General features: G+C 46.4%; 17 protein-coding genes. 8 read left to right on the top strand and 9 right to left on the bottom strand.

The features are described 5' to 3' along the window. Positions 1–4 precede the first annotated feature (4 nt). Complete coding sequence (locus RIE73_RS33290) at positions 5–1,021, bottom strand: hypothetical protein (protein WP_446405240.1); 1,017 nt, start codon at positions 1,019–1,021, stop codon at positions 5–7. A 355-nt stretch (positions 1,022–1,376) separates the two neighbouring features. Here RIE73_RS33290 and RIE73_RS33285 point away from each other — a divergent pair, with 355 nt between their 5' ends. Together RIE73_RS33285 and RIE73_RS33280 are read left to right on the top strand one after the other, a co-directional pair. Beyond that, positions 1,377–3,818, top strand: a complete 2,442-nt coding sequence (locus tag RIE73_RS33285) for a phosphoketolase family protein (protein ID WP_446405239.1) — start codon at positions 1,377–1,379, stop codon at positions 3,816–3,818. Positions 3,819–4,113: 295 nt separating this feature from the next. After that, on the top strand, positions 4,114–5,334 hold the full coding sequence (locus tag RIE73_RS33280; RefSeq protein ID WP_446405238.1) for an acetate/propionate family kinase: 1,221 nt from the start codon (positions 4,114–4,116) through the stop codon (positions 5,332–5,334). A 102-nt stretch (positions 5,335–5,436) separates the two neighbouring features. Here the strand turns inward: RIE73_RS33280 and RIE73_RS33275 are convergent, their stop codons facing one another. Then, complete coding sequence (locus tag RIE73_RS33275; RefSeq protein ID WP_446405237.1) at positions 5,437–5,679, bottom strand: hypothetical protein; 243 nt, start codon at positions 5,677–5,679, stop codon at positions 5,437–5,439. 34 nt (positions 5,680–5,713) lie between these two features. Between RIE73_RS33275 and lipB the strand changes: the two genes are divergently transcribed. Beyond that, on the top strand, positions 5,714–6,355 hold the full coding sequence (gene lipB, locus RIE73_RS33270) for a lipoyl(octanoyl) transferase LipB (protein WP_446405236.1): 642 nt from the start codon (positions 5,714–5,716) through the stop codon (positions 6,353–6,355). Positions 6,356–6,852: 497 nt separating this feature from the next. Here lipB and RIE73_RS33265 read toward each other — a convergent pair whose 3' ends face one another. The 5 genes from RIE73_RS33265 to RIE73_RS33245 form a co-directional block, all read right to left on the bottom strand. Continuing rightward, entirely contained in the window at positions 6,853–7,482 is a 630-nt protein-coding gene (locus tag RIE73_RS33265; RefSeq protein ID WP_446405235.1) for a calcium-binding protein, read from the bottom strand. Further along, complete coding sequence (locus RIE73_RS33260; protein WP_446405234.1) at positions 7,457–10,240, bottom strand: beta strand repeat-containing protein; 2,784 nt, start codon at positions 10,238–10,240, stop codon at positions 7,457–7,459. The genes RIE73_RS33265 and RIE73_RS33260 overlap by 26 nt, the downstream gene beginning before the upstream one ends. Further along, positions 10,200–11,579 carry an FG-GAP-like repeat-containing protein gene (locus tag RIE73_RS33255; RefSeq protein WP_446405233.1) on the bottom strand — a complete coding sequence of 460 codons (1,380 nt, stop codon included), beginning with the start codon at positions 11,577–11,579 and terminating at the stop codon, positions 10,200–10,202. The genes RIE73_RS33260 and RIE73_RS33255 overlap by 41 nt, the downstream gene beginning before the upstream one ends. Before the next feature lie 410 nt (positions 11,580–11,989). Further along, entirely contained in the window at positions 11,990–12,982 is a 993-nt protein-coding gene (locus tag RIE73_RS33250) for an FHA domain-containing protein (RefSeq protein WP_446405232.1), read from the bottom strand. A 152-nt stretch (positions 12,983–13,134) separates the two neighbouring features. Next, complete coding sequence (locus RIE73_RS33245; RefSeq protein ID WP_446405231.1) at positions 13,135–13,818, bottom strand: DUF3120 domain-containing protein; 684 nt, start codon at positions 13,816–13,818, stop codon at positions 13,135–13,137. A gap of 343 nt (positions 13,819–14,161) precedes the next feature. Between RIE73_RS33245 and RIE73_RS33240 the strand changes: the two genes are divergently transcribed. Beyond that, positions 14,162–15,136, top strand: coding sequence for an undecaprenyl-diphosphate phosphatase (locus RIE73_RS33240; protein WP_446405230.1), 975 nt, complete (start codon positions 14,162–14,164; stop codon positions 15,134–15,136). A gap of 120 nt (positions 15,137–15,256) precedes the next feature. On the opposite strand, the gene RIE73_RS33235 is transcribed toward RIE73_RS33240, so the two are convergent. Then, positions 15,257–15,991: a TerC family protein gene (locus RIE73_RS33235; RefSeq protein ID WP_446405229.1), complete on the bottom strand. Its 735-nt coding sequence runs from the start codon at positions 15,989–15,991 to the stop codon at positions 15,257–15,259. A 164-nt stretch (positions 15,992–16,155) separates the two neighbouring features. On the opposite strand from RIE73_RS33235, the gene psaM reads away from it, so the two are divergent. Together psaM and RIE73_RS33225 are read left to right on the top strand one after the other, a co-directional pair. Continuing rightward, the gene (gene psaM / locus RIE73_RS33230; protein WP_446405228.1) at positions 16,156–16,251 is read left to right on the top strand and encodes a photosystem I reaction center subunit XII; all 96 of its coding nucleotides are present in this window, start codon (positions 16,156–16,158) and stop codon (positions 16,249–16,251) included. A 170-nt stretch (positions 16,252–16,421) separates the two neighbouring features. Then, positions 16,422–16,817 (top strand): slr1601 family putative cell division protein, encoded by a 396-nt coding sequence (locus RIE73_RS33225; protein WP_446405227.1) that lies wholly within the window; start codon positions 16,422–16,424, stop codon positions 16,815–16,817. Between the two features lie 164 nt (positions 16,818–16,981). Here the strand turns inward: RIE73_RS33225 and RIE73_RS33220 are convergent, their stop codons facing one another. Further along, positions 16,982–17,686, bottom strand: a complete 705-nt coding sequence (locus RIE73_RS33220) for a tetratricopeptide repeat protein (protein WP_446405226.1) — start codon at positions 17,684–17,686, stop codon at positions 16,982–16,984. A gap of 503 nt (positions 17,687–18,189) precedes the next feature. Here RIE73_RS33220 and RIE73_RS33215 point away from each other — a divergent pair. Together RIE73_RS33215 and RIE73_RS33210 are read left to right on the top strand one after the other, a co-directional pair. Continuing rightward, positions 18,190–18,654 carry a hypothetical protein gene (locus RIE73_RS33215; protein ID WP_446405225.1) on the top strand — a complete coding sequence of 155 codons (465 nt, stop codon included), beginning with the start codon at positions 18,190–18,192 and terminating at the stop codon, positions 18,652–18,654. 11 nt (positions 18,655–18,665) lie between these two features. Then, entirely contained in the window at positions 18,666–19,220 is a 555-nt protein-coding gene (locus RIE73_RS33210) for a glutathione S-transferase family protein (RefSeq protein WP_446405224.1), read from the top strand. Positions 19,221–19,415: the final 195 nt, after the last annotated feature.

Raw genomic sequence — 19,415 nt, 5'->3', positions numbered from 1 at the left:
TGCTTTATTTCCCTTCATTTCCCTTCATTTCCCTTCCCTTCATTGCGCCAGATGCGGTGAAAACGAAGAAACTTCCCATGGCGAGTAAGCCCAGTAGAGGAGGTGGTTCCGGAACCGTAGCCGCCGCCGCTGACTTAAATTCCGCTTGCGCTGCTGCAACTGATTTTCCATAACCTTGGATGTATTCAAACGAAGCGGTGTCATCCGCCGCCAGAAGTACATCTTTTCTACCAATGTGTATACCAACATCGGCAAAGGTTCCATTCGGATCAGAGGGAGTATTCAAGAAAGTATTTAACTCAAACCCATTATTGATAGATAAACCCAGATCTGCACCAACGGTCGCTTTAGTGTCTAATGAACCTAAAATAACTGTTAGACCCCCCAACTCGGTTGCTTGACCCACCGTGGCAATTCCGGCAGCCGTGTCCAGTGTAAATACATCATTAAATGTCTCGAAGCCATGGCATTGATCAATCCCTTGGTCGGGGTCAAACGTATCAAAATATCGAAGCTCAACGGCTGAACCATTATTCACTAAATCGGTTTTAACCAGCAAAGCATTGAGTTCATCTATTAGGGAATAGGTACGCCTAAAATCAACAGTCGCGCCGCCTCCTGTATAAGTCCCTGTCACGACGACCGATTCACCCGCTTTGGCAACGGTAACAGGTTGTTCAGTGATTCCTGTGGTTGTGTTTCTTGTAAACGTAGCGGGATTCGCTCCATTCTGGAAGCCAAAATCAGAGACTGGATTTCCGGGATTAAAGAAGTCGCTACGGAAGAAACTTTTTTGATCAAATATAAGTGCATCAATTGCCCCGTTATCATCCCTAATCGTTACCTCTAATGAACCATTACTGAGAGTAACGGCTGCAGATGAGGAGGTGAAGCTAAGTCCTGCGAGAATTGTTCCCATTAAGGGTAGACATTTCGTGAAGAAGGGAGTCGAGAATTGGGTCATCCATTTTTTACAGGTATTCATAGGGGCAAACTTTTCTAGCCGAGTTCTTTTACTCATTACTCAGTTTCAACTTGCCCTTTTTATGTATAGTTTTGTAAAAAATATATTACAAATAATTAACTTTTATAATTTATCGATAAAATCAGCCCGTGTTTGACTTCTGAATAAGGGCGGGTTTTGTTGTTCAGTTATCGGCTTCTTATTGAGTTTTAGTCCCTAAACCCGCCCCTACAATTGACAGACGTGCCATGGCGCGTCTCTACTTCCCCTACTCCTGTGCATGTACAAAAAGGCATGATCTATCCCTAGTAGGAGAATTCCCCCGACAAGTTTGGGTAAACTGCACAGGAGATGAGTACCGCTACCGTGGCAGTCAAAATTTCCTGTAATGTAATTTGAATATTAATAAATCATGACAATAACCACTTCAACGCCCAAAGCGTCTTTATCTCAACCGGACATTCCCGTAGCCCAAGTCCGGCAAAATCAGGGATCAGAACTGGACGCGATCGCGAAATATCGCCGTGCTGCTAACTACCTAGCGGCGACTCAAATTTATCTCAAAGATAATGTTCTCTTACGCGAACCCTTAAAACCTGAGCATATCAAAGATCGTTTACTGGGTCACTGGGGGACTTGTCCCGGTATTAACCTAGTCTATGCCCATCTCAACCGACTGATCCGGCGTTACGATGCCAACATGTTTCTGGTGACCGGACCCGGACATGGTGCGCCCGCTAACCTTGCCAATCTTTACCTAGAAGGATCGTTACGGGATTACTATGATGACCTTAGCTTCGATGAAGCTGGAGTGCATCGGTTAGTCAAGCAGTTTTCTTGGCCCGGTGGCTTTCCCTCTCACCTGTATCCGGGGATTCCGGGTACGATTCACGAAGGCGGAGAACTAGGCTACGCTTTGGCGACAGCATTTGGGGCGGTAATGGATAACCCGGATCTAGTCGTCGCTTGTATTGTTGGCGATGGTGAGTCAGAAACTGGACCCACCGCTACAGCATGGCATGGTAATAAATTCATTGATCCGGCTGAATCTGGGGCAGTTTTACCGATTTTGCATCTGAATGGGTACAAAATTGCCAGCCCGTCTATTTTTGGCACGATGAGTGATCAGGAATTGCTACATCTGTTTACCGGGTACGGCTACCAAGTGCGAATTGTCGAAGATGAGGACTTGGATGCCGATATGTATGCTTCAATGGATTGGGCATATCAAGAAATCAGTCGGATTCAACAAGCCGCCCGTTCTGGGAACCGCCTCAGCAAACCCCGTTGGCCCCTAATCATCTTGCGATCGCCCAAAGGATGGACAGGGATTAAAGAAGCCGATGGTGTACCGATTGAAGGGAATTTCCGGTCTCACCAAGTTCCCCTCAAAGGGGTTAAAAGTAATCCCGAACATCTAGAACTGCTGGAAAATTGGTTCCGTTCCTACCATCCAGAGGAACTCTTTGACGAACAAGGACAACCCCTACCCGACATTTTAGACCAATGTCCCCAAGGGGAACGGCGCATGGGCAGCAATCCCCACACCTTCGGCGGGCGTATGCGTCAACCCTTAGATTTACCGGATATTTTTAACTATGCTGTCCCGGTAGAACATCCCGAAGCTGGCGAAGGGTGTAAACGGGGTGAAAGAAGTGTGAGTAATACCTACAGAGTCGGACAATATCTCCGGGATGTGATTCAGGAAAATCCCAGCACCTTCCGGATTTTCTGCCCCGATGAACTCGAATCCAACCGCCTTTACAAAGTCCTCGACGTGACTCAGCGTAACTATCAGTGGCCCACCGAAGCCTTTGATGGCGAGATTGGACCCGATGGGGGACGGATTATTGAATTGCTGAGTGAACATACCTGTCAGGCATTTTTACAAGGGTATCTCCTCACCGGACGACATGGTTTATTCCCCTCCTACGAGGCATTTTTGGGCATTGTCACCACGATGATGGATCAGTATGCCAAGTTCTTAAAATACTCCAAAGAATTTCCCTGGCGTCCCCCTGTATCGTCCCTGAATTACTTGGAAACTTCAACCCTGTGGCGACAGGAACATAATGGGTTTTCTCATCAAAATCCGGGCTTTATTAATAGTGTCTTAGATCAGCAAGCCGACTATGCACGGGTGTATTTACCCCCCGATGCCAACTGTCTTTTGAGTACGGTTGACCACTGCTTGCAGAGTACAGGCTATGTCAATTTAGTCATCGCCAACAAAAATCCTCTACCGCAATGGTTATCCATGGAAGACGCGATCGCCCATTGTCGGGCGGGCGGTTCAGTGTGGCAATGGGCAAGTATCGATGATGGGGTTGATCCGGATGTGGTAATGGTGGGAATTGGCGATTGTCCCATGTTAGAAGTCATGGCAGCCGCGCAAATCCTCAGAAATGAATTACCGGAGTTACGGATACGAGTGGTTAATGTGACAGACTTATTAATTCTGGAACAAAATTCCACTCATCCTCATGGGTTAGATGATGATATGTTCACTGCCCTATTCACCCCGGATAAACCCGTGATTATCAACTTCCACGGTTATCCGTCACTGATTAAACAAATGTTGTTTGGGCGTCCAACGATTGGGCGATTCCATATTAATGGCTACCGGGAAGAAGGGACAACCACTACACCCTTTGATATGCAAGTCCGCAATGGTACAAGCCGTTATCATTTAATTATGCAAGGGATTCGTTTAGCGGCACAGAAGAATCCGCGTGTGTCCGCACGGGCAAATGATCGGGTGCGTCACTATGAATATGTACTAGCGGCTCATGGGCAGTATATCTGTGAGCATGGCGAAGATCCTGAAGAGATTACCAATTGGCAGTGGTGTTAATTTGGTCATTGGTCATTGGTCATTGGTCATTTGTTAGGCAATAGGCAATAGGATTAAGATTCATCTGTAGGGGCGGGTTTCAACTTATGTTACAGCCCTCACCCCCAGCCCCTCTCCCAAGCTTGGGAGAGGGGAGCAAGAGGGAAGCTGTGTAGCAATAGGCAATAGGCAATAGGCAATAGGGTTAATATTCGTCTGTAGGGGCGGGTTTCACTATTATCCTTTTTGGCGCACCTAGATTGGATTAAACCCGCCCCCGCCCCACCCTTCATTTAATTTGTTATCCGAATCACCGATGAAAGTTTTAGTATTAAACGCGGGTTCTAGTACCCAAAAAAGTTGTTTGTATGAAATTGGCGAATCTTTACCCAATTCTCCGCCAGAACCAATATGGGAAGCCAAAATTGAGTGGACTGGACAATCCGATACAGAAGGTTTAAAGGTTAAAACGTCTCAAGGACGATCTATAGAGGAACGCCTCCCCACCGATGATCGAATGAAGGCGATCGCTCAAATGCTGAATACCCTTTGGCGCGGTCAAACTCAAGTCATTTCCCAACTGAGTGACATTGATATAGTCGGACATCGGGTGGTTCATGGCGGCGATAAATACAGTCAACCGACGCTTATCAATACTGAAGTGAAAGATGCGATCGCGTCTCTGTCTCCCCTAGCGCCATCCCACAATCCAGTCAATCTAGAAGGAATTGAGGCGATTGAGAATATTTTGCCCGATATACCCCAAATAGCGGTATTTGATACCTCATTTCATGGTCAAATGCCCTTACCTGCTGCGATTTATCCAGGCTCTAAAGACTGGCTGGATCAAGGAATACGTCGTTATGGTTTTCATGGGATAAGTCATCAATATTGCCTGGAACGAGTTGCCCAGTTATTGGAAAAAGAGGCTAAATCATTACGAGTGATTACCTGTCATTTAGGCAATGGGTGTTCCTTAGCCGCCATCCGGGATGGTATCAGTATTAATACAACTATGGGTTATACACCTTTAGAAGGATTAATGATGGGTTCGCGTTCCGGTTCCATTGACCCATCGATTCTGATTCAACTGATGCGACAGGGGTATAATGCGGATCAATTAGAGCATTTATTGAACAAAGAATCGGGATTAAAAGGATTATCGGGTGTAAGTAGTGATATGCGCCAAATCAATGACGCGATCGCGGCGGGTAATGAACAAGCTAAACTTGCCTTGGATGTTTATATCCACCGCTTGCGCTTCTATTTAGGGGCAATGCTAACATCTTTAGGCGGATTAGATGTATTAGTCTTTGCAGGTGGAGTTGGCGAACATCAAGCCTCTGTGCGATCCGCAGCCTGTGACGCCTTAGCATTTTTGGAACTTAAAATCGACTCAAATAAGAATGAAACAAATCCTGTAGATACCGATATTTCCACAGAAGATTCAAGCGTGCGCGTTTTTGTGATTCATACCCAAGAAGATTGGGCGATCGCGCAATCTTGTTGGAACATAGTTAAAGCGTCGGCTAAGTAATCAAAATCTGTAGGGGCGGGTTTAGCCACTAAAACGACTTGTCATATCATGTCCGGTTGAATATGTCCGGTTGAATACCCTAAAATAGTGTCCAAAGAGGGTTCAATCGGAGTTCAAGCGCTTGTTAATCTGGTTCATCAGTCCAGTGAACAGCGCACCTGCCATTAAAAGACCGATCGCAGGCGTAAAGACAGGGTTCCACAAGCTATACCACAGGTCTAATCCCAGGGAAACACCCACCGATCGCCCCAACAGTGCGATCGCAAACCAAAAGAAGCTGAATAAAACCAGGAAAAAATCAGCCACTAATAACTGATTCAGCCAATAGATAAGTTTGTCTTTCATAATAGGGAAGTATTGATCAGACGATAGAATGTGAATGGCGCAACGTCAATGCCGACTATACAATCAAGGACTTGTACCTTACACCGTCGCCTGGGAACAACAGCGATCGCTGTGGTCACAACGGATTAACGATCCCACCCTTGATGATGTTCTCTTATTACTGGAACATCCGCCAGTTTATACGTTAGGTCAAGGTGCTTCTTTAGACTTCCTCAAATTCAACCCCCCAGAAGCTGACTGGGAGGTTCACCGCATCGAACGGGGAGGTGAAGTCACTTACCATTGTCCCGGTCAACTCGTCGGCTATCCCATTCTCAATTTACGCCATTATCAGCAAGATTTACACTGGTATCTGCGGCAGTTAGAAGCCGTCTTAATTGAGGTGTTGGCGGTTTATGGACTCAAAGGCGATCGCGAAACCGGGATGACGGGCGTTTGGCTAGAGGGATGTAAAGTAGCAGCCATTGGCATTAAAGTCAGTCGTTGGATTACCATGCATGGCTTTGCCCTCAATGTTTGCCCCGACTTAAGTGGGTTTGGACGCATCGTCCCTTGTGGAATTGCCGATAAACCCGTGGGTAGTCTTGCCCAGTTTATTCCTGATCTTACCGTAGACCAAGTCCGCCCCGTGGTAATCGCCAAGTTTGCCGAGGTTTTCCATGTTTGTTATCGTTGATATCCTCCACCCTTTTCAGCACAAACGCCACATCACATATTTAAGACTTACGCAAAGGCTCGATCTGTAGTGGGCTGACCCACCTAAAATGAATGGCACTGAAATAAGCCTTGTCAGATCTCCAAAACCCTTGATATGCCGTAGGGTGGGCATTGCCCACCAGACTTAAGTCAGTGACATTCCACCTAAAATGGTGAATTAGAATCGTAGGGGCGCACCGACGTGCGCCCAATTTAACCATCAATCTATTGCACAATTTTAGCTGGGTCACGGCGCCATCGTGTGTTAACGTAGTGGCGTGACCGGGTTAAAATAGGACTTTGTTTGTAGTAAGCACGAAGAGTGCTTTAACGCCTAGCTGGAGTTGGCTCAAGCCCTCACTACGAACCAAATCTATTTCACCATTTTAGGTGGGTCACGCCAGTAGCGTAACGCACTAACTTGTGTAGCAGCAATTTTAATTGCCGCCTCAGGGGGTAATAAAGGCGGATTTGAGATTAAATCATGACAAAATCACCTTGACTAATTTGACTGACTTGAATTCCAATTAGAGTTGCCAATACTTCACCACTGTTCTCAACAGAAATCAATGTATTGTCTTCGACTTGAACAATCAGCAGTTGACTGAATGTTAAACCTGATTCCAAACCCAAGACATCTTCACCGACTTGAAAATCAAAAATTGTATCTATCCCGGAATCAGCGATTAATTGAAATTGGTCAGCCCCTTGATTCCCGTACAGTTGATTTATCCCTGTACCACCACTAATAATGTCATTCCCAGCACCGCCGAAGAGGTTATCGTCAGAGTTACCTCCGATCAGGGTATCATCACCGTGATCTCCAACTAACCAATCAATACCATCACCACCGTAGAGACGATCATTTCCACTATCGCCCCGAATCAGATTAAAGCCGCTATTCCCAACAAGGATATCATCTCCGTCGTTTCCAAAGAGTTGGTCATTTCCTAGTCCGCCCTGAATAATATCATCTCCACTACCGCCGTGGATGATATCATCGCCGTTATCACCCATGAGTTTGTCATTGCCTGCATCACCCCAGAGGGAATCGTTATCATCTCCACCACTCAGGATATCATTAGCCGCCCCCCCCACGCAGTTCATCGTTACCCATGAATCCGAACAGGATATCGTTACCACTTCCCCCGGTGAGGGTATCGTTATTGGGTGTACCAAATAGGGTTAAATTGCTCACCGGATTAACCGTGATGGTTACTGTTGCGGTATCTGTATCTTGTCCATCGGTAATCGTGTAGTTAAAGGAATCTTCACCACTAAATCCTGGGGCGGGAGTATAGAGAAGATAATCGTCTGTGACATCATTGGGAGTTCCCCTTTGGTCACGAGTAATTGTACCCCCGTGGGTTGAGAAGATATCGAATGTATCGATATATAAGGTATCATCATCGAGAAGATCTGTATCATTTGCCAGAGTATTAATCGCGATGGCAGTATCTTCTTGAGTTGTCGCATTATCTGCAACGGCGACAGGAGTATCATTAACAGGATTAATGATTAAATTAACCGTTGTTCCTGCTGAATAGTTTGTCCCATCGGCAGCATTCCAGACAAAACTGGTATTACCACTATAGTTAGCATCGGGCGTGAATGTGAGAGTGTTTAAGTCAGTAATTGAGATATCTTGGTCAGGGGTAACGGTATTACCGTTCAAGGTAAGTGTGCCGTTTTGGGGTAAGGAAAGCAGTTTTATCGCGGTAAAGTCATCTCCTTCTGGGTCAAAATAGGCATTGATAAAGTCTGTATCGGTGAAGGTGATAGCACTATCTTCTTGTCCAATTTTGTTAAAGGGGTTGAGTGTGGGCGCATCATTAATTCCAGTAATCGTTACGGTAACAGTGGCAGTATTTGTGCGTCCTGTGCTATCACTAACCACATAATTAAATGTGTCAGTAGCCGTTTCCTGTGTAGTTAAATGGTTAAAGGCTGTACCAGGATTATAGGTAACGGTGTCATCGGCGTTGAGAGTGACGATACCTTGGCTAGTATTGGTTTCCAGGCGGTCAATGGTGAGAGTATCGCCATCCGGTTCTTGATCATTGGTGAGCGGATTAAAAATTAGGGGCGTATTTTCATCAGTGGTAATAGTATCGTTTTGCGTAATAGGAGGAAAGTTACTGGTATTGAGGAGGATAGAGACATTATCTGAATCATAGTTAGCCACCGCGAGATCCGGTTTGCTATCGTTATTGAAATCTCCAATCTCCACACCATAAGGACAACTCCCGACGTCCAATTCAATGGCATTGCTAAAATTTCCTAAGCCATTGCCTAACAAAACTGAAACATTGCTGGAGGAGTAATTAGTTGTGACAAGGTCTAGCTTACCATCGGCGTTAAAGTCTCCTAATGTAAGGTCACTAGGTGCAATTCCTACGTCAAAATAAGTTGTCGTACCAAAACCTCCTGACCCATTGCCTAACAAAACAGAGACATTATTGGAACCAAAATTGGCAACAGCCAGATCGAGTTGGCTGTCCAGATTGAAGTCTCCGATAACAAGGCGATCAGGAGTTGTTCCCACGCTGAAATGAGTAGCCGAAAAAAAACCACCCAACCCATTCCCTAATAGTACAGAAACAGTGTTAGAACCTGCATTTGATACAGCTAAATCCGGCTGACTATCTCCATTAAAGTCTCCAAAAGCTAAACTATAAGGATTCGTGTCTACCCCAAAGTTTGTAGCGGGACTAAAGCCACCAAAGCCATTACCTAATAGAACAGAAATATTATTAGAATTCCAATTAGTAACGGCTAAATCTAAGTTGTTGTCCAAGTTAAAGTCTTCTACGATAATCTGAGCAGGATTCGTTCCCACCGTAAAATCGCTAGCTGTGCTAAAGCCGCCAGCGCCATCCCCTAACCGTACTGAAACTTTGTTGATGCCATGTTTTGTTACGGCAAAATCCGGTTTGCCATCAGCATTGAAGTCTCCAACAGCAACGGATATAGGCTCATTTCCAACGTCAAAGTTGTTAGCAGCACTAAAGCTACCATCACCATTTCCGAATAGAACTGAAACATTGTTGGAAAACTGGTTAGCAACTACAATGTCTAAGTTGCCATCTAAATTGAAATCGGCTATCCCCATACCTGGACCACGAGGACTATCTCCCACGACAAAATTCGTGGCATCACTAAAAGAAACGGGAATCGCAGGTGGGTCAATTCCGGCGACTGTTACGGTGACAACTCCTGTATCGCTACCGCCATTTCCATCACTTACGGTGTAGCTGTATGTATCTGTAGCTGTTTCCCCAGCGACTAAAGACTGAAATGCTGTACCCGGATTATAGATAACTGTGCCATCTGAATTTAAAGTGACTGTTCCCTGAGTTTGAGTGGAATCAATAGTGCTGATACTGAGATTGTCACTTGTATCTGGGTCACTATCGTTATTTAAAATATCAATAGTAATCGCCCCATTTTCACTGGTTGTGGCACTATCGTCTACGGCAATGGGAACATCATTAACCCCAGTTACCGTTATCGTGACGTTGGCTGTATCTGTACCACCATTGCCATCACTGATGGTATAGTCAAATGTATCAGTAACCGTTTCTCCAACAGCTAAAGATTGGAAATCAGGATCAGGCGTATAGGTAATCGTGCCATCAGCATTCTGGGTCACAGTTCCCAAAGTATTTTGAGTCTCTAAACTCTCCAGAATCAGGCTATTATTATCCGCATCGCTATCATTAGCTAGAACATTCAATAGAATAGCCGTATCAGCGGGAGTGGTTATGGTATCCGTTTGGGCAACAGGCGCATCATTCACCGGATTTATCGTAATATTAACGGTTTCACCTGCACCAAATGGCAATCGGGGTATCATTGATGCCATTAACTGTTACGGTAACCGTTGCCGTGGCGGTATGATTATTGCCATCATCTAGGGTATAGGTGAACTCATCCGTGGTACTTTCACCAACACCTAAGGATTGAAACGCGGTGGCGGGACTGTAGGTAACGGTGCCATCGGGATTCAGTTGTACCGTACCTTGGGTATTGGCGGTATCAACAGCGCTAATTGTGAGCGTATCGGTACTGTCTAAATCACTGTCATTTGCCAACAGATTCAGAGAAATAGCCGAATCTTCAGTTGTGGTGAAGTTATCGTCATTGGCGATCGGTGGGAAGTTCGTGGTATTGAGGCGTAGAGAGATGTTATCGGAGTCTTGGTTAGCCACGAAAAAGTCGGGTTTACCATCTTGGTTGAAATCTCCAACTGCAATACCCTGGGGACCATCTCCGACCTGGAAATGGATAGCATCGTTAAAACCACCTGACCCATTTCCCAATAGTACCGAAACCGTGTCAGAGAGGTAGTTGGGGACAGCTAAGTCGGGGTTGCCATCACTATTGAAATCTGTCACACTGATCCAAGCAGAGGGATCAAACCCCACAGCAAAGCTGGTAGCCGACCCAAACCCGCCAGAGCCATTACCCAATAGGACAGAAACGTTGTCGGAACCGTAGTTTGACACGACGAGGTCGAGTTTCCCATCCTGGTTAAAATCCTCTACCGCTAAACCAATGGGATTTGTCCCAGCGACAAAGTGAGTGGGAATGCCAAAACCACCTGTTCCATCCCCTAAAAGGACAGCAACTTTGTTAGGCGTGAAGATTCTGAGTGCTATATCTTGGTTCCCATCAGCATTAAAATCAGCAACAACAACGCTATTGGGATTAGTCCCCCCTACGTCAAAGTTGGTAGCCGTGCCAAAACCCCCGGTTCCATTCCCTAACAGCACCGAGACGTTGCTAGAACCACCGTTGGTGACCACTAAATCCAGCTTTCCATCCGCATTCAAATCGGCAACTTCCAAGTACCTGGGTTGAGTCCCCACACCAAAGTTCGTCGCGGCACTAAACCCCCCAACTCCATTCCCCAAAAGCACTGAAACATTATCAGAGTCGTAATTCGTCACTGCCAAGTCCAGGTTGCCATCAGCGTTGAAATCCGCTACCGTGATGTCATAAGGAGCCGTTCCTACCGTCAATGATGGGGCAGTACCGAAGTTTCCGATACCATCGCCCAAGAGAATAGAAACGTTGTTTGCCAGATTGTTAGCAACAGCTAAGTCGAGATATCCATCGCCGTTATAGTCTCCAGTACCAATGGCAATTGCACCATCCCCGGTGGAGAATTTTTTGTCAGCAGCAAAACTCAGAATACTCATAGTCCCAGTCCCCCGATCGCAGCGTTAGTGAGAACTTGAGTCTATAGTAATCATTTATACAGATTTTAAGCGGGAAATTTGATTAAATTTCGCAAAAATTTAATCCGTTTAATAAAATTACTTAAAACTATAGAATTCCTGTAAGTATTCTTCATTAAATTTTGCGTAGTGCCATCATCTGTGGTGTAGCTGCGTAAGTCCTAGTTTCATACCATGCCATCTATCTATAGCAATCCTAAATAGGTTGTGAAAAATCAAAAAATAGAAAAAAGCTTTGAAACTCTTTCCCATTGCCCATTCCCGAAAATTATCAGATTTTTGGACACGACTCAAATAGGATTGCTATATATTAATTGAATTAGCGAATAAATCAAATTCAGCAGCCTCTACTTATATAGGAAAAAACAACCTTAGGTCAGATTTTCCGAACAGCGAGTCGCTAAGAACTTATTCAAATCAGCATAGGTTCCGGCATAAGTAGTAGTTGGCTTATCATACCCTTTGAGAGTCACAATATGTTGTTTAAAGCCCAGCTCGTGGTATCCTAACTCTTCTAGATACTGATAGGTATCTTCTCCCAACGCAATATCCAGACCAATTTGTTTCGTCGCCGATTCCAGACGAAACGCGGCGTTCACCGTATCACCAATGGCGGTATAATCCGGGCGATCGCCACTACCGGTATTTCCCACCATCGCATACCCCGTATTCACTCCCGTACCAATGCGTAGGGGGAAGGGTAGGGGGTATTGACTGGAAAGAGAGGCGGTCATCCGGTGCAAATCGCTAACCGCTTGCAATACATTCAGGGCTTCGTCTTTACTCACCCCTTTATGTCCATGAAACCAAATTGCCATTACCGCATCGCCAATATATTTATCCACCCAACTTCCCGATTTGCGGATAATATTTCCCGATTGGCGAAACCAGGTGCCAATCACAGCCGAGAGAATCTTTTCATCCAGTTGGCGAGTCAGAACCGTAAAATCGCGAATATCCACCACCATCACCGACATCAGGCGGCGCACATGTAACGTAGAGGTTAGCGTTTCACTACTCGGAGGTTGGGTATAGTCGCGATCGCGGGTATCGGATGGCGAGTGAAATTCCAGTTCAGTCTGACCAAACATTAGCCGATCGCCATTTCGTAATGTCACCGGAATACTCACACGGCGTCCATTCACGAAAGAACCATTGCGACTTCCTAAATCAATCAGATAGAAATCACCAGTTTCCGTACACTGTAACATCGCGTGATTTCGGGAAATCCAACGATCTGAGAGCACAAAATTATTATCATCTCCGCGACCAACCGTCCAGCAGTTACTACCCACCAGGGGGAGGTAGCGGTTACCAGTCTCAGTCGGTAGAAGTAAATAGGGAGTGGATCGTAGAGTCACCACAGGCACAGAAGCAACGACGGGTTAAAAAGTAAACAGAGGATTAAGTTTATATCCTAGTAGATGCATTCTGAAGCCAAACGAGTGATTCCGGAAACTTCACTGCCCACCTTGTCCAATGTCAATATTTGTTTACTGTAGACATTCATGAGTTTTTATTGCAGTGTAGCTGCTAGCCAAAATAGGCTATCTACCAAAATTGTACTCAATACTGCCCCACTAAATGCCCACCACGGCAATCGTCCCCGGGTCAATGCCCCACATCCTACTAATCCTAGTGTACATCCTAAAACCGCTGCCCAGCTAATTCCCCAAGGGGTTTGCACTTGGGCGATCGCCTCTTGCAAAATCGGGGTGATCAAGGCTGGATCAACGTCCATGATTTGACGCCAGTAGGGAATCAAATCCGTTAAATAAAAATATACATCGGTGAGAGCCGTCCCGAACAGAGAACCCAGGTAAAACAAATTACCTACAGCGCCTCTACCCCGCCATAACCCCCATAGGGCAAACGGTAGACCAATGGCTTCGATGGGTAAATGTAACAGAGGTTCAGCCCGCAGCCAGCCCCAATAAATTGAACCGGCTAGCCAGCACCAACTAAAACCCAGTAACAAATCTCCCCATACTCGCAGGGTTGGATGCGCCAGTAGCTTGAATCCCAGCCATATCCATCCTAAGGTCAACAGTAAACTCAACCAGGGAAGTTGCCGGACTAATGGCGCTTGCACAAACACAGGGACAGAAACCAAAAATGAGGCAGCAGCAAACAGCCACCAGCCTTGCACTCTAGCTTTTGAGCCTATACCTAGACCATTCAGGGGGCTACGGATTGGCATCAAATATAGAACCTCTTCTGAGGGATTGGAGTAGTTGGAGGAGGTATCAGAAAACATACTATTGCGAAACACGATTTCTTTAATTTTCTTTACTTATGTTTACATATCTCAATATATCATGAGCATTATCCCCCCTAGGGGGATATAACCCATTATAGAGTACGGCTAGCACCTGTAGAAAGTTTGCGATCGCGATCAAGCTATGCCAGAATTCCGATTAAAGCTGGTGACTGGTAATTAGTAATTAGGGATTGGGAATTTTAACCAGCCTCAGATCCTTACTGTTCCCTGTTCCCTGTTCTCTTGTCCTCATGCTTAACTTGAATTGGGTCCGACGACTTACATGATCAAATTGCAGTGGCGGTGGTTCAAATTTTTCAGGATTAGCCTTCTGAGTGCCTTACTCACCATACCGTTGAAGAGTTTTGGCACCACCATTCCGACAGATGTCGCCGTACCCACAACCCAATCCACCTCCCAGATGAACATGGTTCAGGCGTTGGTACTGGGAATGGTGCAGGGGTTAACGGAGTTTATCCCGATCAGCAGTACAGCGCATTTAAAAATAGTGCCCGTGGTATTAGGCTGGGGTGATCCAGGGGTGGCTTTTACGGCAATTATTCAACTGGGGAGTATTGCCGCCGTACTGTGGTATTTTTGGTCAGACTTATGGCAAATTTCCACAGGTACGATTAAAGCAATTCAGAGGAAGGATTACCAAGCCAACGATTTTCGCATGGCGGTGGGTATCGGCTTGGGTACTTTACCGATTGTCTTCTGTGGCTTGTTAATTAAGATATTTATTCCCGATTTTGATAATTCGCCCCTACGGAGTACCGTCGCGATCGCCTGTGCTTCAATTTTTATGGGGCTGCTGTTGGGTGTTGCCGAAAAGATCGGTACGAGAGAACGCAATTTCGATAAATTGGGGATGCAGGATGGCATTTTGATGGGATTTGCTCAAGCCTTGGCGCTGATTCCTGGGGTGTCGCGATCAGGTTCCACGATTACAGCGGGCTTGTTTATGGGATTGGAAAGAGGAACAGCCGCCCGCTTTTCCTTTTTGCTAGGTATCCCCGCGATTACCCTAGCCGGGTTAGTTGAGTTCAAGGATTTATTAGACTCTGGAGTTGGGGAGGGGGGATTTATGCCTCTCACCGTGGGGGTGATCTCATCAGCCATATTTTCCTATGCGGCGATCGCATGGCTAATTCGTTACCTACAAACTCAGAATACTTGGATCTTTGTCTGGTATCGTGTCGCCTTTGGTGTGGCAATTTTAGCAGCGATTATCGCCGGAGTAATGCCTAATAGTTAGGTGGTGAGGGGAGGGAACAGGGGAGCAGGGGGAGCTGGGGGAGCAGAGGGAGCAGAGGGAGCAGAGGGAGCAGAGGGAGCGAGTATGACAAATGACAGATGACGATCCTCGCCATTAACTTTAATTTTTCCCACCGACTGATTCAGGCTGTTCATTAACCTCTGGTAGTGAGTTGTCTGCTTCATTCGTGCGTTGAGAAAATCCCCAAAGGAAGATCAAGGCAATAATGGTAATCATTAACCATTCTGGCGGCACGAATTCGGGATTAATCGCCCGAACCAAAAGTCGCAATCCGACTAGACCGACGGTAATGTAACCCGCATCCTCCAGGTTGACATACTCCTGTAACCAACGGATGAATAATCCTGCCATAAACCGTAGGGTAATCACACCAATAGTGCCACCCGCTAGAACCAGCCAGATTTGGTCAGAAATCGCGATCGCGGTGGTGACGCTATCTAAGGAAAACGCTAGATCCGTAATCGCAATGAGGGGAATCACTTGCCACAGTGACGTGAATCGGGGTCCATGATGGTGATGTTGTTCATCTTCCTCTGAGGTAAAATGCTCAAAGACTAACCAGAGCAAATAGGCAGCACCGAGAAGTTCAAATTGCCAAAACTTGACCACCCACGTTGCCGTGAGAATCAGGCTAATCCGCAGAACGTAAGCCACCCCTAAGCCCAAGTTCAGCGCCTGTCGCTGGAGTTGTTTGTCTTCTAACCCTTGAGCGATTGCTGCCAGGGCGATCGCGTTATCGGCTGACAACACGGCTTCAAGGGCAACCAAAATCAGCAGGACTAAGGGGGCTTCTATTCCTAGATTGAATGGTAACTTAAAAACTTGATCCAGCATTAATGAAATGAATAATGATTTCGAGTATTGGCGAGGGCGTCAGCGACTCTTGCTCAGCCTTCTGTTAACTAATCTTAACGTGTTGCCCGAAATTTCTGCCTAAAACGGAGCAATAGCCAGTAGACTAAAGGTCATATTGACGTTTAATTAGGAGCTTGTAAACAATGAGCATCTCAGATACCCAAGTTTTTGTCGCTCTCGTCGTAGCGCTCATTCCCGGTATCTTAGCCTTCCGTCTAGCTACGGCACTCTATAAGTAAGTAGTTCTCATTCTCAATCAATCTGGCTGGGAAAGGATGAGGGGTGTGATGCTAAGCCTTGTCTTGTAGATACGGTTTGAGTCACACCCCTCAGATTCCGGATAATGGCAGTAAAATGCTGTAGTTTATTTGAATATCCGCAGCAGGGTATTGCCTGAGGAAAACTCTTTATGAATGCAATTCCAACCTCTCAACCAACTCGGCAACCGTTACCAACCCGTCGCAGGGTTCCGCGTCAAGAGCGTCGTCCTCGACGGCATTCCTACTCCGTCGTTGCGGGTGAAATTACGGTTAAGTTAGTGGTAAATCTGATTCTTTGTACTGCCGCGATCGCAGGATTGGCACAACTGTTGCCTTATCATCTGTCCCAGAAGGCGAAGTTGCAAGAAGTACGATCTGAAGTGAAACGCACCCAAAGCCGTGTTAATAAACTCCGCAATGACTTCGGCGAAGCGTTTGATCCAACCCAAACTAGACGAGTGATGCAAGAGCAAAGTTATCGGGTTGATCCCAATCAGCGTCAAGTCGTCTGGGAAGATCGCCGTCTCATGCCCGATAATAACTAAATAGGGGCTGCTGTAGGGAGTTTTGGAGTGGGAACAGGGAACAGGGAACAGGGAACAGGGAACAGGGAACAGGGAACAGGGAACAGGGAACAGGGAACAGGGAACAGGGAACAGGGAACAGGGAACAGCTTCAACCCCCTGTTGAGGTTGATAACAGTTTAAATTCATGCGCTTAAGGGATCAAGTAACTCACCCATCCAGGTTTCAACTTTCCGGCGCAAACGACCTGATGTACCAGATACAGGAAGCTCAGAGAGTGCGCGTTGATAGTCAGCGATCGCGCAGTTCCAGTCTCCTCGCAGATGATAAGTACGACCTCGTTCGGCATAGATGTGGTTTTGTAGGCATCCTAGGATTAACGCTAAGTCCAGGTTTTCGATGGCGAGGTCATAAAGTCCTAGTTCCCGAAACGTGATGGCTTGGTTAATCCAAGTGCGAACATTACGCGGATTGAGATCCAATGCTTTTTCGTAATCGGCGAGTGCTTTGGCGAGTTGTCCCGTAGCAGCATAGTAATTGCCACGATTATTGTAAGCGCTGTCCAATTCGGGATTGAGCTGTAAAGCTCGGTTGTAATCGTCTAAAGCTTTTTGACGCTGACCCATTTGGAAGTAAATCAATCCTCGGTTGTTATAGTCAATGGCGTGGGTAGGATGATGTTTAATTGCCTGACTCAAAAGTGCGATCGCACTACTATACTCTCCCTGTTTGGCTTTGCGTTGAGCCGAAGTGCGTAAACTCTTAATCGAAAGGTGGTTAAGGGTTCGAGGGGTCAGTTTAATCGTGGGTAAAGGCTGGGGTTTGCGGCGGGACATGGGAGTCCATTGTCTATTCTCTTCATCGCCTTTGATAAATACATGAGCGTTCATAATCGTCCTCCAACAACACCTGCGGTCTATCTACAATCAACCTTACGTCTGGCTGCACCCCGCGAGTTGGTGTCGGTGTGTCACTTCCTGAGGCGTCTTTACTCCTCTTAATAATCACCACCCAACCCAACGTATTGATGTTCTATGAGAAATCTACAGCACAGCTTAGCTGCTTTCCTGAAAGCTTAATGAATAACGCTGAGTCATTCCCTCTATCCTGGGTGTTGTTCACCCCGCTAGCTGTGTGACCCTACAGCAATTGGCACAATCCAACACGAGTTCATTCCGCTGGCGATTAGCACTCTCGATCTTTATTGCCATCTGGCGATGCTCCGTCCCCCAACCTTACAGGGCTAACGGTGATGTGCCAGAAATCTGCAATGTTTCTTTACATTCGGCTGACAGTGATTAGGCTCCAAGGCAGAAGGTAAGGAATAAGGTGGTAAAATGCAACCGAAGTAACTGATTGGTTTGGGTTAGGAATCGTAAAGGAAACTCAAAATATGGCAACGGCAACAGCATTACAGGATGCTCCTGACGTTAGTGCACAGAACTATTTAGTCGTAGGATTAGCCACCTGCTTCTTGAAACAAGAGGGTGAAATTGAGGAGGTAAAAATCCTGGAACCGATTCCTTCGGCGGCTCTGGAGGCAATTCTCAAAGGGATTCCTACCTCCTATTCCATGGCGCGTGGCACAACACTGGGTGAGGTGATCAGTGGTGATAACCCCGAAAAACCGCCGGAATTTCCCGCCGAAGCTCATTTTTGCGATGATTTTATCGTCCGTGCGATCGCAGCAGCTCGCACCTACAAAACTCGTCCGGAGGCACAAGCCCACATTCCGCCCGGTACAACACGCGATGATTTTAACTACTCGATCGAACGCAAGCGTTTGCTGAATCAGGTACGGGTTGTACGAAAGGAAGACGACGTTAAACAGCACGAGTATACTCACAAAGTTCTCTAACCCAAACGACGATGCTAAAACTTTATGGTGGCTCCCGCAGTCGAGCGTCAATTGTCCAGTGGTATTTGGAAGAATTGGGCGTTCCCTATGACTATGTGTTGTTGGACATGCAAGCTGGGGAACATCGCCAGCCCGATTATCTGGCGATTAATCCCATGGGCAAAGTCCCCGCTATTGTGGATGGGGATTTTCAACTGTGGGAGTCAGGGGCAATTTTGCTCTACCTGGCTCAAAAATATGGCAACCTGAACGGATTGGAAAAACAAGCAACGATCGCTCAATGGATTCTGTTTGCCAATGCAACCCTTGGTCCGGGAATTTTTGTGGAGGCGAGTCGAGAGCGGGAAATGCCGAAATTATTTTCCCCGCTTGAGCAACGTTTACAGAATCAACCGTTCTTGTTAGGTGACGAGTTTAGTGTGGCTGATGTGGCGGTGGGATCGTATTTGAGTTATATCCCGATCATGTTACAGCTTGACCTGAGCGAGTACCCAGCTATCTCCGACTATATCAAGCGCCTTGGTGAGCGAGCCGCGTTTCAAAAAACGATTGGCGGACGTAGCTAAGGCATAAAGCTGTGTACGATGAATCAGGACACCCCTAACTGGAATGTCGCTGACTCAACGTGTTCGCGGGAGTCCTCGGAACCTCAACTCTCGTAAGCCGAGGAGGGACAGCGGGACGCCGGAAGAATGGAGGCGTCCAATCCCTTCCCTTTAAGCCGAGCATAATTTGCATGAGCGCTTGAGTAATTTAACTTT

The sequence above is a fragment of the Coleofasciculus sp. C1-SOL-03 genome (genome assembly GCF_040220555.1).
Taxonomy (GTDB): Bacteria; Cyanobacteriota; Cyanobacteriia; order Cyanobacteriales; family Coleofasciculaceae; genus Coleofasciculus.
Note: the sequence above shows the minus strand (reverse complement) of the source record. Positions and strands in the feature narration are given on the sequence as shown.

Coding starts and splice junctions, on each gene's coding strand:
- RIE73_RS33290 (WP_446405240.1), bottom strand. CDS start 1,021: ATGAGTAAAAGAACTCGGCTAGAAAAGTTTGCCCCTATGAATACCTGT.
- RIE73_RS33285 (WP_446405239.1), top strand. CDS start 1,377: ATGACAATAACCACTTCAACGCCCAAAGCGTCTTTATCTCAACCGGAC.
- RIE73_RS33280 (WP_446405238.1), top strand. CDS start 4,114: ATGAAAGTTTTAGTATTAAACGCGGGTTCTAGTACCCAAAAAAGTTGT.
- RIE73_RS33275 (WP_446405237.1), bottom strand. CDS start 5,679: ATGAAAGACAAACTTATCTATTGGCTGAATCAGTTATTAGTGGCTGAT.
- lipB (WP_446405236.1), top strand. CDS start 5,714: ATGGCGCAACGTCAATGCCGACTATACAATCAAGGACTTGTACCTTAC.
- RIE73_RS33265 (WP_446405235.1), bottom strand. CDS start 7,482: ATGAACTGCGTGGGGGGGGCGGCTAATGATATCCTGAGTGGTGGAGAT.
- RIE73_RS33260 (WP_446405234.1), bottom strand. CDS start 10,240: ATGGCATCAATGATACCCCGATTGCCATTTGGTGCAGGTGAAACCGTT.
- RIE73_RS33255 (WP_446405233.1), bottom strand. CDS start 11,579: ATGAGTATTCTGAGTTTTGCTGCTGACAAAAAATTCTCCACCGGGGAT.
- RIE73_RS33245 (WP_446405231.1), bottom strand. CDS start 13,818: ATGCCAATCCGTAGCCCCCTGAATGGTCTAGGTATAGGCTCAAAAGCT.
- RIE73_RS33240 (WP_446405230.1), top strand. CDS start 14,162: ATGATCAAATTGCAGTGGCGGTGGTTCAAATTTTTCAGGATTAGCCTT.
- RIE73_RS33235 (WP_446405229.1), bottom strand. CDS start 15,991: ATGCTGGATCAAGTTTTTAAGTTACCATTCAATCTAGGAATAGAAGCC.
- psaM (WP_446405228.1), top strand. CDS start 16,156: ATGAGCATCTCAGATACCCAAGTTTTTGTCGCTCTCGTCGTAGCGCTC.
- RIE73_RS33225 (WP_446405227.1), top strand. CDS start 16,422: ATGAATGCAATTCCAACCTCTCAACCAACTCGGCAACCGTTACCAACC.
- RIE73_RS33220 (WP_446405226.1), bottom strand. CDS start 17,686: ATGAACGCTCATGTATTTATCAAAGGCGATGAAGAGAATAGACAATGG.
- RIE73_RS33215 (WP_446405225.1), top strand. CDS start 18,190: ATGGCAACGGCAACAGCATTACAGGATGCTCCTGACGTTAGTGCACAG.
- RIE73_RS33210 (WP_446405224.1), top strand. CDS start 18,666: ATGCTAAAACTTTATGGTGGCTCCCGCAGTCGAGCGTCAATTGTCCAG.